This window comes from Brevundimonas sp., from assembly GCF_051860745.1.
In the GTDB taxonomy this organism is placed as follows: Bacteria; Pseudomonadota; Alphaproteobacteria; order Caulobacterales; family Caulobacteraceae; genus Brevundimonas.
On sequence record NZ_JBHYDN010000001.1, the window covers coordinates 165,987 to 182,355 of the forward strand.

The following is a 16,369-nucleotide window of genomic DNA, read 5'->3' on the forward strand; positions in this document are numbered from 1 at the left end:
CCATAGGCGGCTCCGCTTGAGGTTCCGTTCCCGAACGCAGTTAAGGATTTCGCACTGGCGAAGTTGGCGGAAAGGGCTGGTTAGGGAGTCGGGGATGGGGGCTAGGGGTTGGGGGCTGGGGGACTCGAGCGCAGGGGTGCTTCGTCGAGCCGTTGCTTGAGCCGGGTCAGCATTCGCCCGACCTCTCCGGCAGTCTGCAGGCATGGTTGAACCTTGGCATCCGTCAGATGGCCTACTCGCGCGGCCAGAAGCAGAAAGGTCTCAACTTCCGCGACTGAGCCTCGGGCGATGGCGATGAAGCGCGCATAGTCCTTGCGAGTGCCGCGCTGATAGCCTTCGGCAATGTTGGCCGGAACCGAGGCCGCCGCACGCTGCATCTGGCTCGTCATGCCGTAGAGCTCGGATTTCGGCATTGATGGTCCAAGACCATAGATCATCGACGCCAAGTCCATGGCTCTGTTCCAGACATCCAGATCTGAATAGCCTCGCATTGTTCCCTCTATCCCCCAGACCCCAGTCTCCAAACCCTAGGCCACCTTCTCGGTTATGAAGTGCCGCCCCTCGCGGTCCTCGATCTCGACCACCCAGAGGTCGGGGTCGTAGCCAATCTGGCGCTGGATATAGGCGTCGAGCTCGCTCTCGAACTCACTTTCGACCGGCTGCATCCACAGCCGCTCGCCGTCGGGGCCGAAGGCTTCACTATAGAGTCGGGCGCGGCGGTTCGAGGTGTCGAAGGCCTTGACGATGACCGTGCCGGCGCGGGCGTCGCCCTTGCGCGCGACGGTGGCGAAAGCGCCGCCCAGCTCGGCGCGGCGGATCAGGGCGGACACCCAAAGGTCGCTCGACAGAAGCACTTTGATAACCCTGCTCGGAAACCGGACCGGAACGCGTGATGCGTATTGTGCGGTCTCATGACGATAGGCCAGACCGCCTCGAAGACCAAAGCCGCGTTGGCGGCCGCCGCCGTGCTGGGGCTGCCGAACATCGCCTCGGCCGAGGCCGCCGACACCTATTATGAGCGCGCCTTTGTGGTCGCCGCCGACGCCCGCTGCAATCTTTTCGCGCCGCAGATCGGCGCGGCCCTGCATGCTGCTACGGCCCAGGCCCGGGGCGCCGCACTGCGCTCCGGCGCGGGCGAGGCCGAACTGGCCGCCGCCGCCGCCCGCGCCCGCGCCCGCGCCGGCGCCGTGTCGTGCGCTGATCCGCAACTGGCCACGGTCCGCGCCCGGGTCGACGGCGCGTTTGCGGGCTGGCTGCGCACGCCGCGCATGGTTTTCCCCGGCGCCCGTCGCTCGTGGATCGCCAACCGCGTCAGCTCGACCGACGCCAACTGGCGGCTGCAGCAGATGTCCGTGGTCGGGGCCTCGCCTGTGGCCTTCGGCTATGCGGGCAAGGGCGATGCGCCGGGCCTGACCGCGGTGGTCAGTTTCGTCGGCCGGTCGCGGCCTTATGCGGCGCGTATCGTGCTGCGCGATCCGGTCCGGGTTCCGCGTCCCTGGCTGGCCGGCGACGGTCTGGCCCCGGTCTCGGCCCAGGCCAGCCTGTGGGCCACGGGCGTCAGTCCGGCCGATCAGACCCTGCTGGCCGAGGGCCGCCGCGCCGGCGAGGCCTGGCGCTTCCCCGCCGCCGCCGCCGCCGCTCTCGAGCGTCTGGACCCGCGCGAGACCTTCGCCATCGAGTTCCATTTCCGGGACGGCAGCGTCGCGACGGCGAAGTTTGAAGCCGGCGACTTCACGGCCGGTCGGGCGTTCCTTGCGATGGGGATGCTGTAGGTCGCCACAGCGACCCGTCAGCCCCCGCCCTTCATCGGCATCTGGATGATCTCGGCCCCGCCCTCCGGCGCCGGTGCGCGAGCGATCAGGGCTACCGGCAAACGCACCGTCACCGCCGTACCCTCGCCCAGGGTCGAGTCGATGCTCATGCGGCCGCCGTGCAGTTCGGCGAAGGCGCGGACCAGCGACAGGCCGAGGCCAGTGCCCTGACGGCGCTGCTCCATTTCCCCCGCCTGTTCGAACGGCCGGCCCAGACGGCGCACGTCCTCAGGTGCGATGCCCACGCCGGTGTCGGCGACGACGACTTCCAGATAGGGGCCGATGGCCTCGACCGTGACGGTGATCGCGCCGCCGTGCGGGGTGAATTTCACGGCATTGGACAACAGGTTCAGGGCGATCTGTTTCAGGGCGCGCTTGTCGGCCGAGACCTCGACCGGATCGGCGGGCAGGACGCTGGACAGGCTGACGCCCTTGTCGTCGGCGTTGACGCGGACAAGGGCCATGGCGGCTGACACCACTTCGCGGGCGTCGAACCGCTCCAGCGTCAGGGCGTAGCGCTCGGCCTCGATCTTGGTGACATCCAGCACGTCATTGATGAGATCGAGCAAATGTCCGCCGGCCTGATGGATGTTCTCGGCGTATTCGCCGTAGCGGTCGGGCAGGGGTCCGAAGATGCGCTGGCGCATGATGTCGGAGAAGCCGAGCACGGCGTTCAGGGGCGTACGCAACTCATGGCTCATATTGGCCAGGAAGCGGGTCTTGCCGGCCTCGCGGGTCTCGGCCTCGGTGCGGGCGATCTCCAGGCCCAGCTCGCGGGCGTACTGGGCGGTGGCGTCGAAGACCTGGGCGATCAGGCGGGGGCCGGACGGATCGTCCAGCCGCCGCACGATCAGCTGCACCCGGCGGTCCAGCGCCATCCGGGGCGCGAACAGGGCGGCGCCGTCATGGCCCTTCATGGCGCGTTCGATGGCGTCCAGAAGCCGGGGCCGGTCCGGCGCATGTACCGCGGCCACCAGCCCGCTCTCGAACAGCGGGTCTACCGGCAGCGACACGGGTGGCGCGCCATAGGCGGCCAGAACGCGGCCTGACGGCTCAAGCACAAGGGTCAGCCCGGGCTGGGCGGCCAGCAGGGTCTCGACCCGGGCCGTCTCGGCCTCAGCCGCTGTCAGGCGGGCCTCGCGCTGTCGCCATGACAGGCGCACCGCCAGGGCGGCGGCGGCGGCGGTCAGCAGGGCCGAAATCGCCGCCAGACCGGGAAGATGCGGTCCGGGGGTGACCCAGGCCGAAAGCAGGCCGGCGAGCGCCGCCACGCCGACCGCCAGGGCGCCGACCTGCACCGGTCGCGGACCGCCGAGCGCGATGCCCGCCGCCAGCGGAAGAAAGACAAAGCCGCTCAAGGGACCGGTCAGGCCGCCTGACAGCGCCGCCGCCAGCAGGGCGGCGAGGCTCCAGATGCCCAGCTGGGTCATCCGCTCATGACCCCCGTCGCGCCGCAGCAGGCCCAGACCGCTCAGGCCGGGGACCACCATGGCGAGGACGCCGTAGAACAGCGGGCCGTCGATGCCGCCGATCCAGCGTCCGCCCAGCGCCAGCAAGGCCGCCGCCACCGCCCAGCCTGCATGCCACGCAGCCAGCGACGGACGATCGCTCGCCGGAGCGTCGGGCAGGGGCTTCGGGTCAGGGCGGGCGGACTGGATCAAGGGCCGATTGGGGCGGGCCGGACAGGACGCCGCCGGCCTCTTCAACCTAGCCTTCCGGGTGAGTCGTCCAAAGCCCGCACGCGTTCCAGGCGACTGGCGACAAGGCCTTCCGGGCGGATTTCCGGGGAAAGGACAGGCGGTTGTCGTTAACGCCGGTCCGGCCTATCTGGCGCCCATGACCGAAGTCCCCTCCATCGACGACGTCCTGGCCGAACTGGTCGAGGAGTTCGACCTGCTCGGCGACTGGGAAGGCCGGATCGAATACGTCATCGAACTGGGCAAGGGTCTGTCGCCCCTGCCGGACGAGGATCGGACCGAGGCCCACAAGGTGCCGGGTTGCGCCGCCCAGGTCTGGCTGTCGGTGCGCCGCGAGGCGGATCGACTGACGTTTGCCGCGGACAGCGACAGCGCCCTGTCGAAGGGAAACATCGCCCTGCTGCTCAGGCTGTATTCGGGGCGCACGCCGGCGGAGATCCTGGCCTTTGACGCCCGCGCGGCTCTTGATCGCCTCGGCCTGCCGTCGGCCCTGACGCGTCAGCGCGCCAACGGCCTGAACGCCATGGTCGGCCGGATCAGGGACGCCGCCGCGGCGGCCTGACTGCCGAAGGTCAGTAGTAGGAGCCGCGAACCGTCATGGTCGGACGCTCGCCGGGCTGTTCGCTCACCTCGACCGCCAGACCGTATTCATCGGGGTAGGCGCTGCGGCGATCCCAGCGCCAGGCTTTGTCCGGCGGCGTGGTCCAGTATCGGGGGTCGCGGAAGGCGCGACGACCGAGGTCCGCGAGTTCGCGGGCGCTGGCCCGGCTGGACGAGATGGTGCAGCTGGCCTCATAGGCCGGTCGCTCGTCGCGTTCGACAGACCCTTCCTCGATCTTCACGCGCCAGGCGCCGTCCCTGGACACCATGGTGATCTCGGACGCCCATTCCTCCAGCGGTTCGGTGTCGTTCACCGGGCGGCGGAATTCGAGCTCGCGGGCGGCGCGGATCGAGCGTTCGAAGGTCTGGGCGCGGTTGGCGTAGGGCAGACATACCTCGGTCAGCAGTCCGGCCGGCACCGCCTCCTGGGCGGCGAGCGGGGCTGCGACGGACAGCAGGCCGGCGACCAGACTGCAAAAGATTACTGACTTCACCGACATCCCCGAAATCGACGGCTTTGGGAGCCCGTCGCCACAACGCGATAGCGCGCCCCAAGGGAGGCGCGCTTTCAACTTCATCCTACGGCTGAATCCCGGCAGGAAAAAGTTACGAGCCTGTAACGTGTGGCTCCCTGTGTTCCGTCGCACATCCTGTGCATCAGCCGATCCGGTAGTGGACCGCCAGGGCGGCCAGGCCCCTTTGCAGCAGGTCTTTTCCCTCGCGGCGGCGCAGACCGAGGTCTCGCTCGGCCGCCTGCAGGGCCGAGGCGCGGATGCAGATGGCCTCGACCATGGGCCGCGCGGTCCCGCAGGCGGCGAGGGCGGCCTCGACCCGCCGGGCCGCGGCCATGGCGGGATCGCCCGGTTCCGCCCGGATCGCGGACCCGCCCCCGGCGCGGGGCAGAGCGTCCCAGCGCAGGGTGAGCGACGGCCCGCGCGCCGCCATCTCGGCGTCGAGGCCCAGGCGCGCGGCAGCCGCGACCTGGGCGGCGGCCAGCCAGGGCTGTCCGAGCGCAGTCTTGCGTTGGGCCAGCCAGGCCACGGCCGACTGTCCAAGATTGGCGCGCCGCCGGACGGGCCGGCCATCGTGCTCCATCACGATCCGATCGCCCTCAATCAGGCCGGGCTTTCCGGGTCCGGGGGTATGGGGGCGCTCCGGCGGGGCGGTGCGCGCGACCCAGCCTCCGCCGGGCCGTCGCCGCAGGCCAGGCAGCTCGATCAGCTGTCGGAACCCCGCCTCATCCAGAACCAGGACGATGCGGCTGCGGCGGTCCCCGCCCGGTCTCAGGCCATAGCCGTCCGGCACGGACTCGATCCAGCCGCCTCGGCGGGCCAGCAGACGCCGCGCCCGGGCCACCACGGCCGTACCCGTCGCCTCGCCGGTCATGCGGGCAGTTCGCAGGCGGGCGCTTCGAGAAGCTGGTTCACACAAAGCTCAAGCCGGTCCAGCAGGGCGTCGACCGACGGGTGGTCGCGCCCGTCCTCGGCCCAGCGGCAGGCCGCCGCGGCCGTCGCCCGGTTCAGACCGAAGGCGTGGGCCACCCGGTCCAGCGGCCAGCCGAAGGTCACATAGGCGGTGTACAGGGCCAGCCATCGCGCCCGGCAGGCCCGTCCCTTCAGGCGCACGGACGCCGTCATTTTTTCCACCTAACTATGCACTATACAAACCGGACGCCATGACATATCCAAGCGCCGACAGGCCGGCATTCGAGATAGAGGTCACCCCCGAGATGATGGGGGCCGGGCAGGACGTTCTGAACGAGTGGGTTTCGGATCGTTTGGCTTACGGTGTTCCGGAAGGGGTCGTGGCGGACTGTTTTCGGGCCATGGTTCGAGCGGCGAAACGACCGCGTGAGTGACGCGCCTGAGCAGTTCGCCCAGCGCGAGGATGTCTTGGTCTAGTTCTCCCGCATCAATCGTCAGTTCCTTTGTGCGTTTTGGGGTCTTGGAGAAGACCCAGGTGACGATAAAGACCTCGCCATTCTCGAACTCGCCATACATCCCGTGGGCGAGTTCGTTCCTCCGGGTGTTTGCAGCCCGGATGGCGGGGACTAGGCTTGAGACAAGGGTTGCTGATGCGTGTTTGAAGCCGCCTGCCTTGATCACGTCGTCGATTACATCGACGCGGTCCGAAATGTTCCGGAACTGCATCAAGATGGCCATGGAAATCGGCTGCGACAGTCCTGAAGCACTTGTGAGGGCTGCCGGGAGGAGGATTTCGAGTTCGGAGAAGGTCGCGATATAGATGCCAACGCGAGCTGCGATCTCAGGATGTTTGATGAGAGTGGACATGGCTAAAGACCTCACGGCAGAGCGGCGCGACGAAGTGCTCAAGCGTATGCTGAACACCCCGCCGAAACCGCACAAGCCGAAAGAAGAGACGGGGCGCGAGCCGAGACCCGCACCAAAAAAACCTTAGGCGCTCTGCTCGTCTTCAAAGCCGCACACCGAACACCGGAAACGATCGACGTCTGTGTCTGACGGCACGGGGCGCAGCGTGGAGGGGCAGCTATGCTCAAGGGCGCAGACAGGGCAATCATCCGGCTGAAGCGGCGGTGCGGCGCTTATGCGGTCTATGGCCGCGCGAGCCTCAAGTTGCTCCGCTCTATCCTTTTCCACGCGGCTTGCCGCTTCGCGCTCTGTGCGCTCAAGGCGTTCGATAAGCTGGCGTCGATACGGTTCCCGGTCAGTCATTCAGTGCCCCCACTAGCTGCTGCTAGCGGGGGGCATAAGAGAACGAGAGTCAACGACGCTTCTTCCTCAACCTTGCGAGGCGGAGGGCCTGAAACCTAAACGTAGGCTTCGTCAGTCCGCCGATAGGTCAGGCGCTTCCCGACGGTGCCGAGGATGGCCAGATCGGTGCGCTGACTGTCGTTGTAGCCAAGGGCGGCGCGGGTGTTGTGGCGGAAGCCAAACTCGGTGACGTAGCGGTTCAGGTGCTTCTCGGAGCAGTGCTGATAGACGCCCTTCATGCCCTTCTTGAACACGCCGAAGAAGCCTTCCGCGCTGTTCGTGTTCACGTCCCCACGGGCGTATTCGCCCGCCGAATGTTTCACCGTCTCGTGCGAGGCGAACACGTCAGCGGAGCCCGTGTAGAGGCGGCTTTCGTCGGTGTGCAGACGGGTCGCCGGATGCACGTTGTCGCGAACGATCTTGGACACGGTCTTCTTGTCGGCCACAGCGACGTGGAACACCTTGGCCTTGCCGCCGCGCTCGACCAGAGCGACGACAGGGCGGCTTTGACGAGCCCTTTTGGCCTTAAGGAACGGGGTGCCGTTTGTGCGGAGCGTCGGCGAGATGGCGGGGCGGCCATAGTAGGTCTCGTCGGCTTCCACGACCTTGCCCTCGCCACCTAGCGGGGTGTCGCTGGTGTCGATCATAGCCTCGCGGATGCGGTGCGCCATGAACCAAGCCGTGCGGTAGGAGCCGAGGGCCAGTTCGCGTTGAAGCTGGAGGGCGCTGACACCCTTCTTGCTGGCGCACATGAGGTGCATGGCCAGAAGCCACTTGTTCAGGGGAACCTTGCTGTCCTCGTAAACCGTGCCGATGGTCGCGGTGAACTGCTCACCGCAATCGCCACAACGATAAAGGCCCTTACGGTGAGCCTTGCCCTGCAACAGGGTCGAGCGGTCATCACCCACGACGCCACAGTGCGGGCAGACCCGACCGTTCGGCCAACGCACCTTCTCAAAGTGCGCACGGGCTTTGTCGGCGTCATGGAATATCGGATCGGAGAGCGTTGCGGCGGTCATGAACCTTGATACCGAATCCGGTCAGGTTTGTAAAGTGCATAATTAGGAATATAATCCTATAGACACGTCGAAAACGGACGCATCGATGACGCCTCGCCCACCGCCTGAAAAAATCTCGTTCGCTTGACTCAGGACTCTCGACGCCGATTCGCAAATCAGCCTACGATTCGTCTCAATGGGGTGGCGTTAACCTTTCTTAAGTTTTTACTCGGTTAACTCCCGAACAAGGTTACCCGGCATTTGATGTCGGGAACTACTGTCAAGCTTTGCCTGGAGGGGCATGAATGCGCGTTCTGCTTATCGAAGATGATCATGCGACCGCGCAGAGCATCGAACTGATGCTCAAGTCGGAAGGCTTCAATGTCTACACGACAGACCTCGGTGAAGAGGGCATCGATCTCGGCAAGATCTATGACTACGATCTGATCCTGCTCGACCTGAACCTGCCCGACATGAACGGGCTTGAGGTTCTGCGTCAGCTGCGCGTCGGCAAGGTCAATACGCCCGTGATGATCCTCTCGGGCTCCTCGGAGATCGAGACCAAGGTCAAGACCTTCGGCGGCGGCGCCGACGACTACATGACCAAGCCCTTCCACAAGGATGAGCTGATCGCGCGCACCCACGCCGTGGTCCGCCGCTCCAAGGGCCATGCCCAGGCCATCATCCACACCGGCGAGATCGCCGTGAACCTGGATGGCAAGACGGTCGAGGTGAACGGCCACCGCGTCCATCTGACGGGCAAGGAATACCAGATGCTGGAGCTGCTCTCGCTCCGCAAGGGCACCACCCTGACCAAGGAAATGTTCCTCAACCACCTGTACGGCGGCATGGACGAGCCCGAGCTGAAGATCATCGACGTCTTCATCTGCAAGCTGCGCAAGAAGCTGGCGACGGCCGCGGGCGGCAAACACTATATCGAGACTGTCTGGGGCCGCGGCTATGTGCTGCGTGACCCGTCGGAGAGCTCGGCCCCCGCGCCGGTCAGCGTCGCCGCCTGATCCCCTCGGGTTTGCGGCGCTGAATACAGAACGCCCGCCGGAGTGACCCGACGGGCGTTTTGCATGGGGGCGTACAGACTGCAGCGGCCAGCGGCCGAACCCACCGGGCTCCGGTCCTAAACACCAACCCGCCGGATCGCTCCGGCGGGCGCTTTTGTATGTCAGCCGAGGGGATCAACCCTTGGCGGCGTAGCCCTGTCCGCCGTTGGACGGGCGCCGGCGGCGCGGGCGGCGCTTGATCTCGCCGTCGGGCTTGGCCGAGGCAGTCGCCGGAGCGCTGGTGTGGCGCGGGTCGTTGTTGGTCGGGCGCGGACGCTCGCGCGCCATCGGGTCGAAGGCGCGCTCCGGCGTCGGGCGGGCGTCGCGACCCGGGCCGGGCTTGCGGACGCGGTGCGGTTGCCCGCCGCCTTCCAGCTTGACGCCGTCGCGGCGCGGATTGCGGGGTCCGCGCTGCTGCTGGCGGTCGCCGCGACCGTCGTCGGGCATCGAGGCCTTGGACTTGACGCCCGAGGCCATGATCGACTGGTCGAGCAGGGCCAGCGACTTGTCATTGCGGCGGTCGGTCGACGGGATCTTCTGGCGCGTGACCTTCTCGATGTCGCGCAACAGCTTCATTTCATCGCCGGCCACGAAGCTGATGGCCGTGCCGTCAGCGCCCGCGCGGGCCGTGCGGCCGATGCGGTGCACATAGGCTTCCGGCACGAAGGGCAGTTCGAAATTGAGGACGTGCGAGACGCCGTCGACGTCGATGCCGCGGGCGGCGATGTCGGTGGCGACCAGAACGCGCAGCTTGCCGGCCTTGAAGGCGGCCAGGGTACGTTCACGCTGCGGCTGGCTCTTGTTGCCGTGGATGGCGCCGGCTTCGACGCCGCCGGCTTCCAGATAGGCCGCGACCTTGTCGGCGCCGTGCTTGGTCTTGGTGAAGACCAGGCAGCGCGTATAGCCCGGATCGGCGAACATCTCTGTCAGCAGTGCGCGCTTGCGGCCCTGTTCGATATGGATGATCGACTGGCTGATGCGCTGCACCGTGGTGGCCGAGGGCGTGACCGAGACCTTGACCGGATCCTTGAGCAGTTCGCCGGCCAGCTTGCCGATCTCGGTCGGCATGGTGGCCGAGAAGAACAGGTTCTGGCGCATGGCCGGGATGCGGCTGACGATCTGGCGGATCGGCTTGACGAAGCCCAGGTCCAGCATCTGGTCGGCCTCGTCGAGGACGAAGATTTCGGTCTGGCTCAGGTCCAGCGTCTTTTGCTGCATATGGTCCAGCAGACGGCCGGGGGTGGCGACCAGCACGTCGAGGCCGGCCTGGATGGCGCGTTCCTGCGGGCCGTATTTCACGCCGCCGAAGACGACCGCGACCTTGAAGCCGAGGTGGCGTCCGTAGGTCTTGAAGCTCTCGGCGATCTGGCTGGCCAGTTCACGGGTCGGCGACAGGATGAGGACGCGCGTGGTGCGCGGCTTGGGCGCGATGCGGTTGGCGGCCAGACGGTGCAGGATCGGCAGGGCGAAGGCGGCGGTCTTGCCTGTGCCGGTCTGGGCGATGCCCAGCAGGTCCTTGCCGGCCATGACGTCAGGGATAGCCTGCGCCTGGATCGGGGTGGGGATGGTGTAGCCTTCGGAGGCCAGCGCCTGCAGCAGGGCCGGGTTCAGGCCGAAGGTGTCGAATGTCTTGCTCATGGGAGCGGGTTTCTTTCGCGTATGCGGCGACGCGCAACAGCCATGGCTCAACGCCGAAAAGGCCGCGCACCGCCAGTCCCGACAGAGCCTCTGCATGAGGCCCTCGGGGTGGATCGGGCGCCGCCCCGCGTGTCCGGGCAGCGAATGAATCTTGAGGGCCGGCCGCTGCTACAGTCAGGTCTTCGGAAGTCGGGAAGACCCACACGCGCTGGAGCGCACCGGGCATCGCAATTGTGCGACGCAGCGCAAATGGGCGCTCAATGGGGCCAAGTCAAGGCGTGGAGGTTAACGGCCGGCCGGGTGCAGCGCGAAAAGCCCTCGACTTACGCCGGGTCATCACGGAATGTTTCAGCTCCGCCCGAAGGAGAATTCCATGTCGATGACGTCGCGCGCCGGTCTTCAGGTCGCCGAAGAATTGGCAGCCTTCATCGAGGGGGAGGCGCTCCCGGGGCTGGCGATCGAGGCCGATGCCTTCTGGGCCGGAGTCGCCGAGGTCTTCGCCCGGTTCGCGCCGGAGAACCGGCGGCTGCTGGCCGTTCGCGACGACCTTCAGGCCCGTATTGACGCCTGGCATCGCGGGCGGCGCGGCGCGGCGCATGACACTGCAGCCTCGGAGGCCTTCCTGCGCGAGATCGGCTATCTGATCGACGAACCGGCGCCCTTCGCCATCGGCACGCGCAACGTGGATGCGGAGGTCGCCACGCTCGCCGGACCGCAGCTGGTCGTGCCGAGCCTCAACGCCCGTTTCGTGCTCAACGCCGCCAACGCCCGATGGGGCAGCCTGTATGACGCCCTGTACGGTACGGACGCGCTCGGCGATCTTCCCCCGCCGGGACCGTTTGACGCCGCGCGCGGGGCGCGGGTGGTGGCGCGGGCCAAGACCTTCCTCGACGAGGCGGTTCCGCTGGCCGAGGGGCGGTGGGCGGATCTGGGCGATCCGCACGGCGGCATCGCGATCCGTGATCCGGACCAGTACGTCGGCCGCAGCGAACGCTCGCGCCTGTTCCGCCACAATGGCCTTCACATCGAGGTGGTGTTCGACCGGGACCATCCCATCGGTGGCGACGATCCCTCGGGGATCGCCGATGTGGTGCTGGAATCGGCCCTGTCGACCATTGTCGATCTTGAGGATTCCGTCGCCGCCGTGGACGCCGCCGACAAGGTCGCGGCCTACCGCAACTGGCTGGGCCTGATGCGCGGCGATCTGGTCGAGACCTTCGACAAGGGCGGGCGGATGCTGACCCGCGCCCTGGCGCCGGACCGGGACTTCGTCGCGCCCGACGGATCCACGGTCACCCTGCCGGGCCGATCGCTGCTGTTCGTGCGCAACGTCGGACATCTGATGACGACGCCGGCGGTTCGGTTGGCGGACGGGTCAGATGCGCCCGAGGGGGTGCTGGACGCCATCGCCACCAGCCTGATCGGGATGCACGACCTCAAGGGTCTGGGGGCGGTCCGCAACAGCCGCGAAGGCTCGATCTATATCGTCAAACCCAAGATGCATGGCCCGGAGGAGTGCGCCTTCACCAACGCCCTGTTCGACGCGGTCGAGGACTTGCTGGGTCTGGCCCGTCACACCGTCAAGGTCGGGGTGATGGACGAGGAGCGGCGGACCTCGGCCAATCTCGCCGCCTGCATTCACGCGGTCAGGGACCGGATCGTCTTCATCAACACCGGCTTCCTTGACCGCACCGGCGATGAGATTCACACGGCGATGCAGGCCGGTCCGGTGGTGCGCAAGGGCGACATCAAGTCATCGGACTGGATCGCAGCCTATGAGACGCGCAACGTCGCCGTCGGCCTGAAATGCGGCCTGTCGGGCAGGGCCCAGATCGGCAAGGGGATGTGGGCGGCGCCCGACCGCATGGCTGACATGCTCGAACAAAAGGCCGCGCATCCGAAGACCGGCGCCAATACCGCCTGGACGCCCAGCCCGACGGCGGCGACCCTGCACGCGCTCCACTACCATCAGACCGATGTCTTCGCCTTGAGGGACGGGATCGCCGCGCGGCCGACGCCCGGTCTCGACGACCTCCTGACCCCGCCGCTGGCGAACGGCGCCAACTGGTCAGAGACCGAAGTCGCCGAGGAGCTCGATAACAACGCCCAGGGCCTGCTCGGCTATGTCGTGCGCTGGATCGATCAGGGCGTCGGCTGCTCCAAGGTGCCCGATATCCATGACGTGGGCCTGATGGAAGACCGCGCCACCCTGCGCATCTCGTCCCAGCACATGGCCAACTGGCTGCTGCACCGCGTCTGCACCCCCGAACAGGTGGATGCGGCGCTGCTGCGGATGGCGGCGAAGGTCGACGCCCAGAACGCCGCCGATCCGCTTTATCGGCCCATGGCTATCGACCTCGCCGCCAGCCTCGCCTTTCAGGCCGCCCGAGCCCTGGTGTTCGACGGCGTCGCCCAGCCGAATGGCTACACCGAACCGCTGCTGCATGCGTTCCGGCTGAGGGCGAAAGGGAGGGGTCAGGTTCTAGGTTCTAGGTTCTAGGTTCTAGGGGTGAGCCGAGGCTGCAGGCTTTCCTAGCCCCTAGCCCCTAGCCCCTAGCCCCTAGCCCCTAGCCCCTAGAACCTACCTCACTGTCCGCTGCCCGAGCGCCACAGGTTGTTGGTCAGGGGCTCCAGCAGATAGCCGAGCGCCGTGCGTTTGCGCAGCAGCACCACGACCTCGACCGGCGCGCCGGGGCGCAGGGTTTCGGCGCCGCGGCCCATTTTGGCCAGCTCACTCGCGGGGACCACGATTTCGGCCCGGAAATAGCTGGCCCCGGTCTCCTCGACGGTGAAGCTGTCAGCGGAAATGCGGGTGACGCGGCCGTGGATGATCGGCGGATTGCGTTCGCGCAGGCCGGGGAAGCGGACCTCGGTGTCCTGCCCGATGCGCAGGTTGTCGACGTCGTTGGGCGCGATCTGGGCGATGATGACCTGGGAGGCGTCGCGGGGGACGATTTCCATGAGTGTCTGGCCCGGCTGGATCACGCCGCCCTGGGTGAAGATGGTCAGGCCGACAACCTCGCCGGAGGCCGGCGCCCGCACCTCATTGCGCGCGATCTGGGCGCGCAGCTCGACCATCCGGGGACGCAGCTCGTTCAGCTGGACGTCGATCTGGCGCAGCTGATCGGCCACGTCCTCGTTCATCTTGGTCGAGACGCCTGACACCTGCAGCCGGGTCTCGCCTACGGCTTCGCGCGACTGGGCGATCTGGGCCCGCAGGGATCCCAGCTCCCCGTCCAGCTGCGCCGCCGTGCGTTCGAGAGCCCGCACCCGCGTCATCGGGGCAAAGCCTTTTTCGGCCAGACTGCGCATGCCAGCTAGCTCATCCTGGATCAGCCGCTGCTGCTCGATGTTGGCGACGATCTGACCTTCATAGCCGGCGATCTGCTCATTCAACTGGGCGACGCGCTGGCCCAGCACTCCGGTCTCGGTCGTTCGGCCGGTCCGCCGCGCGCCGAACTGCTGCTGCTGAATGCGCAGCGACTCCTGCGCCAGCACCCGGTCCTCCGCCGGCAGGTTGGCGAACTCGGCCGGTGTCGGAATGCCGCGCAGTCTGTCGCGTTCGGCGATCAGCCGGGCCCGCTGGGCGATCAGGGCATAGACCTGACTGGCCACACCGCGTTCGGTGGCCTTGAGCTCGCCGCTGGAGAGTTGAAGCAGCACCTGGCCGCTGCGCACCGTGTCGCCTTCGGCCACCAGAAGGGCGCTTACGACGCCGCCTTCGCGGTGCTGGACGGCCTGGCGGTTGCCGGAAATGGCGACCTGGCCCTGGGCGTAGGCGCCGGCGTCCAGGGGAGCCAGCGCGGCCCATCCGAGGAAAATCACGAAGAACGCCACGATGATCGTGACTCCGATCACCAGCTCACGGCGAGGATTGTCGAGGGCGACGGAGGGCGCCGCCGGGGCCGGCGGCATGGGACCTTCGGGCGGCGGCTGAGGGCTCGGGGGGGCGACGACATCGGTCATTGGGTACGCCGCGGATGGTTCTGGGCCGGCTGGACCGACGGCTGGGGCTGAACCTGCCGCGGCTGCGGCTGGCCCTGCGGTGGAGGCGTCGGCTGGCCTGCCGGAGAGCCGGGACGGCCGGCGGTTGCCCGCATCTTCTCCAGCACCTCCTCGCGGGGTCCCTCCAGCTGGACGACGCCGTCGCGCATCATCAGCAGCCGGTCGACCCGCGCCAGGACGCCGGCCCGGTGAGCGATGATGACCACGGCCGCGCCACGGACGGCGGCGCCCAGGATCGCCTGCATCAGGGCCGCTTCACCCTCCTGGTCGAGGTTGGAATTTGGCTCGTCCAGCACCAGCAGGACGGGGTCGTTGTAGAGCGCCCGCGCCAGGGCGACGCGCTGCGCCTGCCCCGCCGAAAGGCCCTGACCATAGGGTCCCAGAATGGTGTCATAGCCATTTGGCAAGCGCAGAACCAACTCATGCGCGCCGGCGGCCATGGCCGCCTTCACCGCATTCCGGTCGGCCGTTTCCTGATCCACGCCGATCGAGGTCGAGAAGCGCGAAATATTGTCCTTGATCGAACCGGCGAACAGGCTCGGGACCTGCGGCAGATAGCCGATCCAGCGCGCCAGTTCGTCGCCGTCGCGAGCTTCATATTCCGCACCGTCCAGCCGGACGGCTCCGGCCTGGGGCTTCAGGGCTCCGGCGATGACGCGGGCGAGGGTGGTCTTGCCCGAGCCGCTTGAGCCGACGATGCCCAGCGTCTCGCCGGGCTTCAGCGCGAAGGCCACACCGCGCAGCTGGGGCGCCTCGGTGTCGGGGAACTTGACCGACACGCCCTCGACCTGCAGCCGGCCCTTGGGGTCGGGCAGGGTGGTGCGTTCGCGTTCGACCGAGGCGGTGCCGGCGAACAGATCCGTCAGGGTCTTCCAGCTGGCGACGGCCTGCACCAGGCTGGGCCATACGCCGACCAGGAGTTCGATCGGGGCGACCGCGCGGCTGAGCAGCACCGAGGCGGCGATGATGGAACCTGGAGTGATCTCGCTCTTCACGGCCAGATAGGCGGCGAGGCCCAGGGCCGCCGACTGCATCACAAGGCGCAGGAATTTGATGGCTCCGGAATAGTGTCCGCCCGCCAGCTGGGCGTCGGCCTGGGCGGCTGTGGCCAGTTGGCGCTGTTCGACCTGCCGCGCGATGGAGGACTGGCGCATGCCCAGGGCGCGAACCACCTCGGCCTGGCTGGCGACACCTTCCTGGGCGGCATAGGCGTGGTTCTGCGACTGGATGGCCTTGTTCAGGCGGGGGCGGGTGTCGCGCTCGTTCAGCCAGGCGAGGGTGAACAGGATGATGCCGCCCACCAGCGTCAGCACCCCGATGGCGGGGTGAAGCAGGAAGCAGCACAACAGATAGATCGGGGTCCAGGGCGCATCAAACAGGGCCAGCATACCCTGACCGCCGATGGCGCCGCGAACATTGTCGAACTCACGCAGCGCCTGGGTGTTGGGTGATTTGGCCTGCAGATCGACGACCCGCGCCAATACCTTGCCGGACAACAGCCGATCCAGCCTCAGCCCGGCCCGCAGCATCAGCCGCCCGCGCAGCCAGTCGAGTCCCGACAGGGCGGCCAGGGCGAAAACGGCGACCGCTGTGATGAGGACGAGAGTGGTCAACCCCCCCGTCGGCACGACGCGGTCATAGACCTGCATCATGTAGAGCGTGGGGGTCAGATACAGCAGGTTGACCAGGGCCGAGAACACGAAGGCCCAGACGAAATGGGTCTTGCACGCCTTAAGCGCCTCGGCGAGGGGCTCGGTGCCCGGCTTGCTGGGAAGCAGGTTCTTTAACACGGGGGAGGTCAGTTCCAGCGGATCGGGCCGTCAGTCTAAC

At 67.5% G+C, this 16,369-nt stretch carries 16 protein-coding genes; 5 read left to right on the forward strand and 11 right to left on the reverse strand.

Features of this window, described 5'->3' with window-relative positions:
• Positions 1–101: 101 nt before the first annotated feature.
• Both ACTIEW_RS00755 and ACTIEW_RS00760 read right to left on the reverse strand, forming a co-directional pair.
• Entirely contained in the window at positions 102–491 is a 390-nt protein-coding gene (locus ACTIEW_RS00755; protein ID WP_439475993.1) for a four helix bundle protein, read from the reverse strand.
• A 36-nt stretch (positions 492–527) separates the two neighbouring features.
• Entirely contained in the window at positions 528–854 is a 327-nt protein-coding gene (locus ACTIEW_RS00760; RefSeq protein WP_439475994.1) for a DUF1491 family protein, read from the reverse strand.
• 57 nt (positions 855–911) lie between these two features.
• On the opposite strand from ACTIEW_RS00760, the gene ACTIEW_RS00765 reads away from it, so the two are divergent.
• Positions 912–1,772 (forward strand): hypothetical protein, encoded by an 861-nt coding sequence (locus tag ACTIEW_RS00765; RefSeq protein ID WP_439475995.1) that lies wholly within the window; start codon positions 912–914, stop codon positions 1,770–1,772.
• Between the two features lie 17 nt (positions 1,773–1,789).
• On the opposite strand, the gene ACTIEW_RS00770 is transcribed toward ACTIEW_RS00765, so the two are convergent.
• A complete protein-coding gene (locus tag ACTIEW_RS00770; protein ID WP_439475996.1) occupies positions 1,790–3,472 on the reverse strand; it encodes a sensor histidine kinase in 1,683 nt (560 codons plus the stop codon).
• 175 nt (positions 3,473–3,647) lie between these two features.
• On the opposite strand from ACTIEW_RS00770, the gene ACTIEW_RS00775 reads away from it, so the two are divergent.
• On the forward strand, positions 3,648–4,070 hold the full coding sequence (locus tag ACTIEW_RS00775; protein ID WP_439475997.1) for a SufE family protein: 423 nt from the start codon (positions 3,648–3,650) through the stop codon (positions 4,068–4,070).
• Positions 4,071–4,080: 10 nt separating this feature from the next.
• Here ACTIEW_RS00775 and ACTIEW_RS00780 read toward each other — a convergent pair whose 3' ends face one another.
• The 4 genes from ACTIEW_RS00780 to ACTIEW_RS00795 all read right to left on the reverse strand — a co-directional run bounded on the left by ACTIEW_RS00780 (position 4,081) and on the right by ACTIEW_RS00795 (position 6,399).
• Entirely contained in the window at positions 4,081–4,602 is a 522-nt protein-coding gene (locus tag ACTIEW_RS00780) for a hypothetical protein (protein ID WP_439475998.1), read from the reverse strand.
• Positions 4,603–4,765: 163 nt separating this feature from the next.
• Positions 4,766–5,494, reverse strand: a complete 729-nt coding sequence (locus ACTIEW_RS00785; protein ID WP_439475999.1) for a DUF6456 domain-containing protein — start codon at positions 5,492–5,494, stop codon at positions 4,766–4,768.
• Positions 5,491–5,745 carry a chromosomal replication initiator DnaA gene (locus tag ACTIEW_RS00790; protein ID WP_439476000.1) on the reverse strand — a complete coding sequence of 85 codons (255 nt, stop codon included), beginning with the start codon at positions 5,743–5,745 and terminating at the stop codon, positions 5,491–5,493. Before ACTIEW_RS00790 ends, ACTIEW_RS00785 begins: the two co-directional genes overlap by 4 nt.
• A gap of 81 nt (positions 5,746–5,826) precedes the next feature.
• Positions 5,827–6,399 (reverse strand): hypothetical protein, encoded by a 573-nt coding sequence (locus tag ACTIEW_RS00795; RefSeq protein WP_439476001.1) that lies wholly within the window; start codon positions 6,397–6,399, stop codon positions 5,827–5,829.
• On the opposite strand from ACTIEW_RS00795, the gene ACTIEW_RS00800 reads away from it, so the two are divergent.
• Complete coding sequence (locus ACTIEW_RS00800; protein ID WP_439476002.1) at positions 6,398–6,526, forward strand: hypothetical protein; 129 nt, start codon at positions 6,398–6,400, stop codon at positions 6,524–6,526. The genes ACTIEW_RS00795 and ACTIEW_RS00800 overlap by 2 nt on opposite strands.
• 370 nt (positions 6,527–6,896) lie before the next feature.
• On the opposite strand, the gene ACTIEW_RS00805 is transcribed toward ACTIEW_RS00800, so the two are convergent.
• Entirely contained in the window at positions 6,897–7,859 is a 963-nt protein-coding gene (locus ACTIEW_RS00805; RefSeq protein WP_439476003.1) for an IS1595 family transposase, read from the reverse strand.
• Positions 7,860–8,143: 284 nt separating this feature from the next.
• Between ACTIEW_RS00805 and ctrA the strand changes: the two genes are divergently transcribed.
• On the forward strand, positions 8,144–8,857 hold the full coding sequence (gene ctrA, locus ACTIEW_RS00810; protein ID WP_284223694.1) for a response regulator transcription factor CtrA: 714 nt from the start codon (positions 8,144–8,146) through the stop codon (positions 8,855–8,857).
• Between the two features lie 174 nt (positions 8,858–9,031).
• On the opposite strand, the gene ACTIEW_RS00815 is transcribed toward ctrA, so the two are convergent.
• Positions 9,032–10,534, reverse strand: a complete 1,503-nt coding sequence (locus ACTIEW_RS00815) for a DEAD/DEAH box helicase (protein ID WP_439476004.1) — start codon at positions 10,532–10,534, stop codon at positions 9,032–9,034.
• 373 nt (positions 10,535–10,907) lie between these two features.
• Here ACTIEW_RS00815 and ACTIEW_RS00820 point away from each other — a divergent pair, with 373 nt between their 5' ends.
• The gene (locus tag ACTIEW_RS00820) at positions 10,908–13,034 is read left to right on the forward strand and encodes a malate synthase G (RefSeq protein ID WP_439476005.1); all 2,127 of its coding nucleotides are present in this window, start codon (positions 10,908–10,910) and stop codon (positions 13,032–13,034) included.
• A gap of 86 nt (positions 13,035–13,120) precedes the next feature.
• Here ACTIEW_RS00820 and ACTIEW_RS00825 read toward each other — a convergent pair whose 3' ends face one another.
• Positions 13,121–14,449, reverse strand: coding sequence for an HlyD family type I secretion periplasmic adaptor subunit (locus tag ACTIEW_RS00825; protein ID WP_439476006.1), 1,329 nt, complete (start codon positions 14,447–14,449; stop codon positions 13,121–13,123).
• Between the two features lie 47 nt (positions 14,450–14,496).
• The gene (locus ACTIEW_RS00830) at positions 14,497–16,329 is read right to left on the reverse strand and encodes a type I secretion system permease/ATPase (protein WP_439476007.1); all 1,833 of its coding nucleotides are present in this window, start codon (positions 16,327–16,329) and stop codon (positions 14,497–14,499) included.
• Positions 16,330–16,369: the final 40 nt, after the last annotated feature.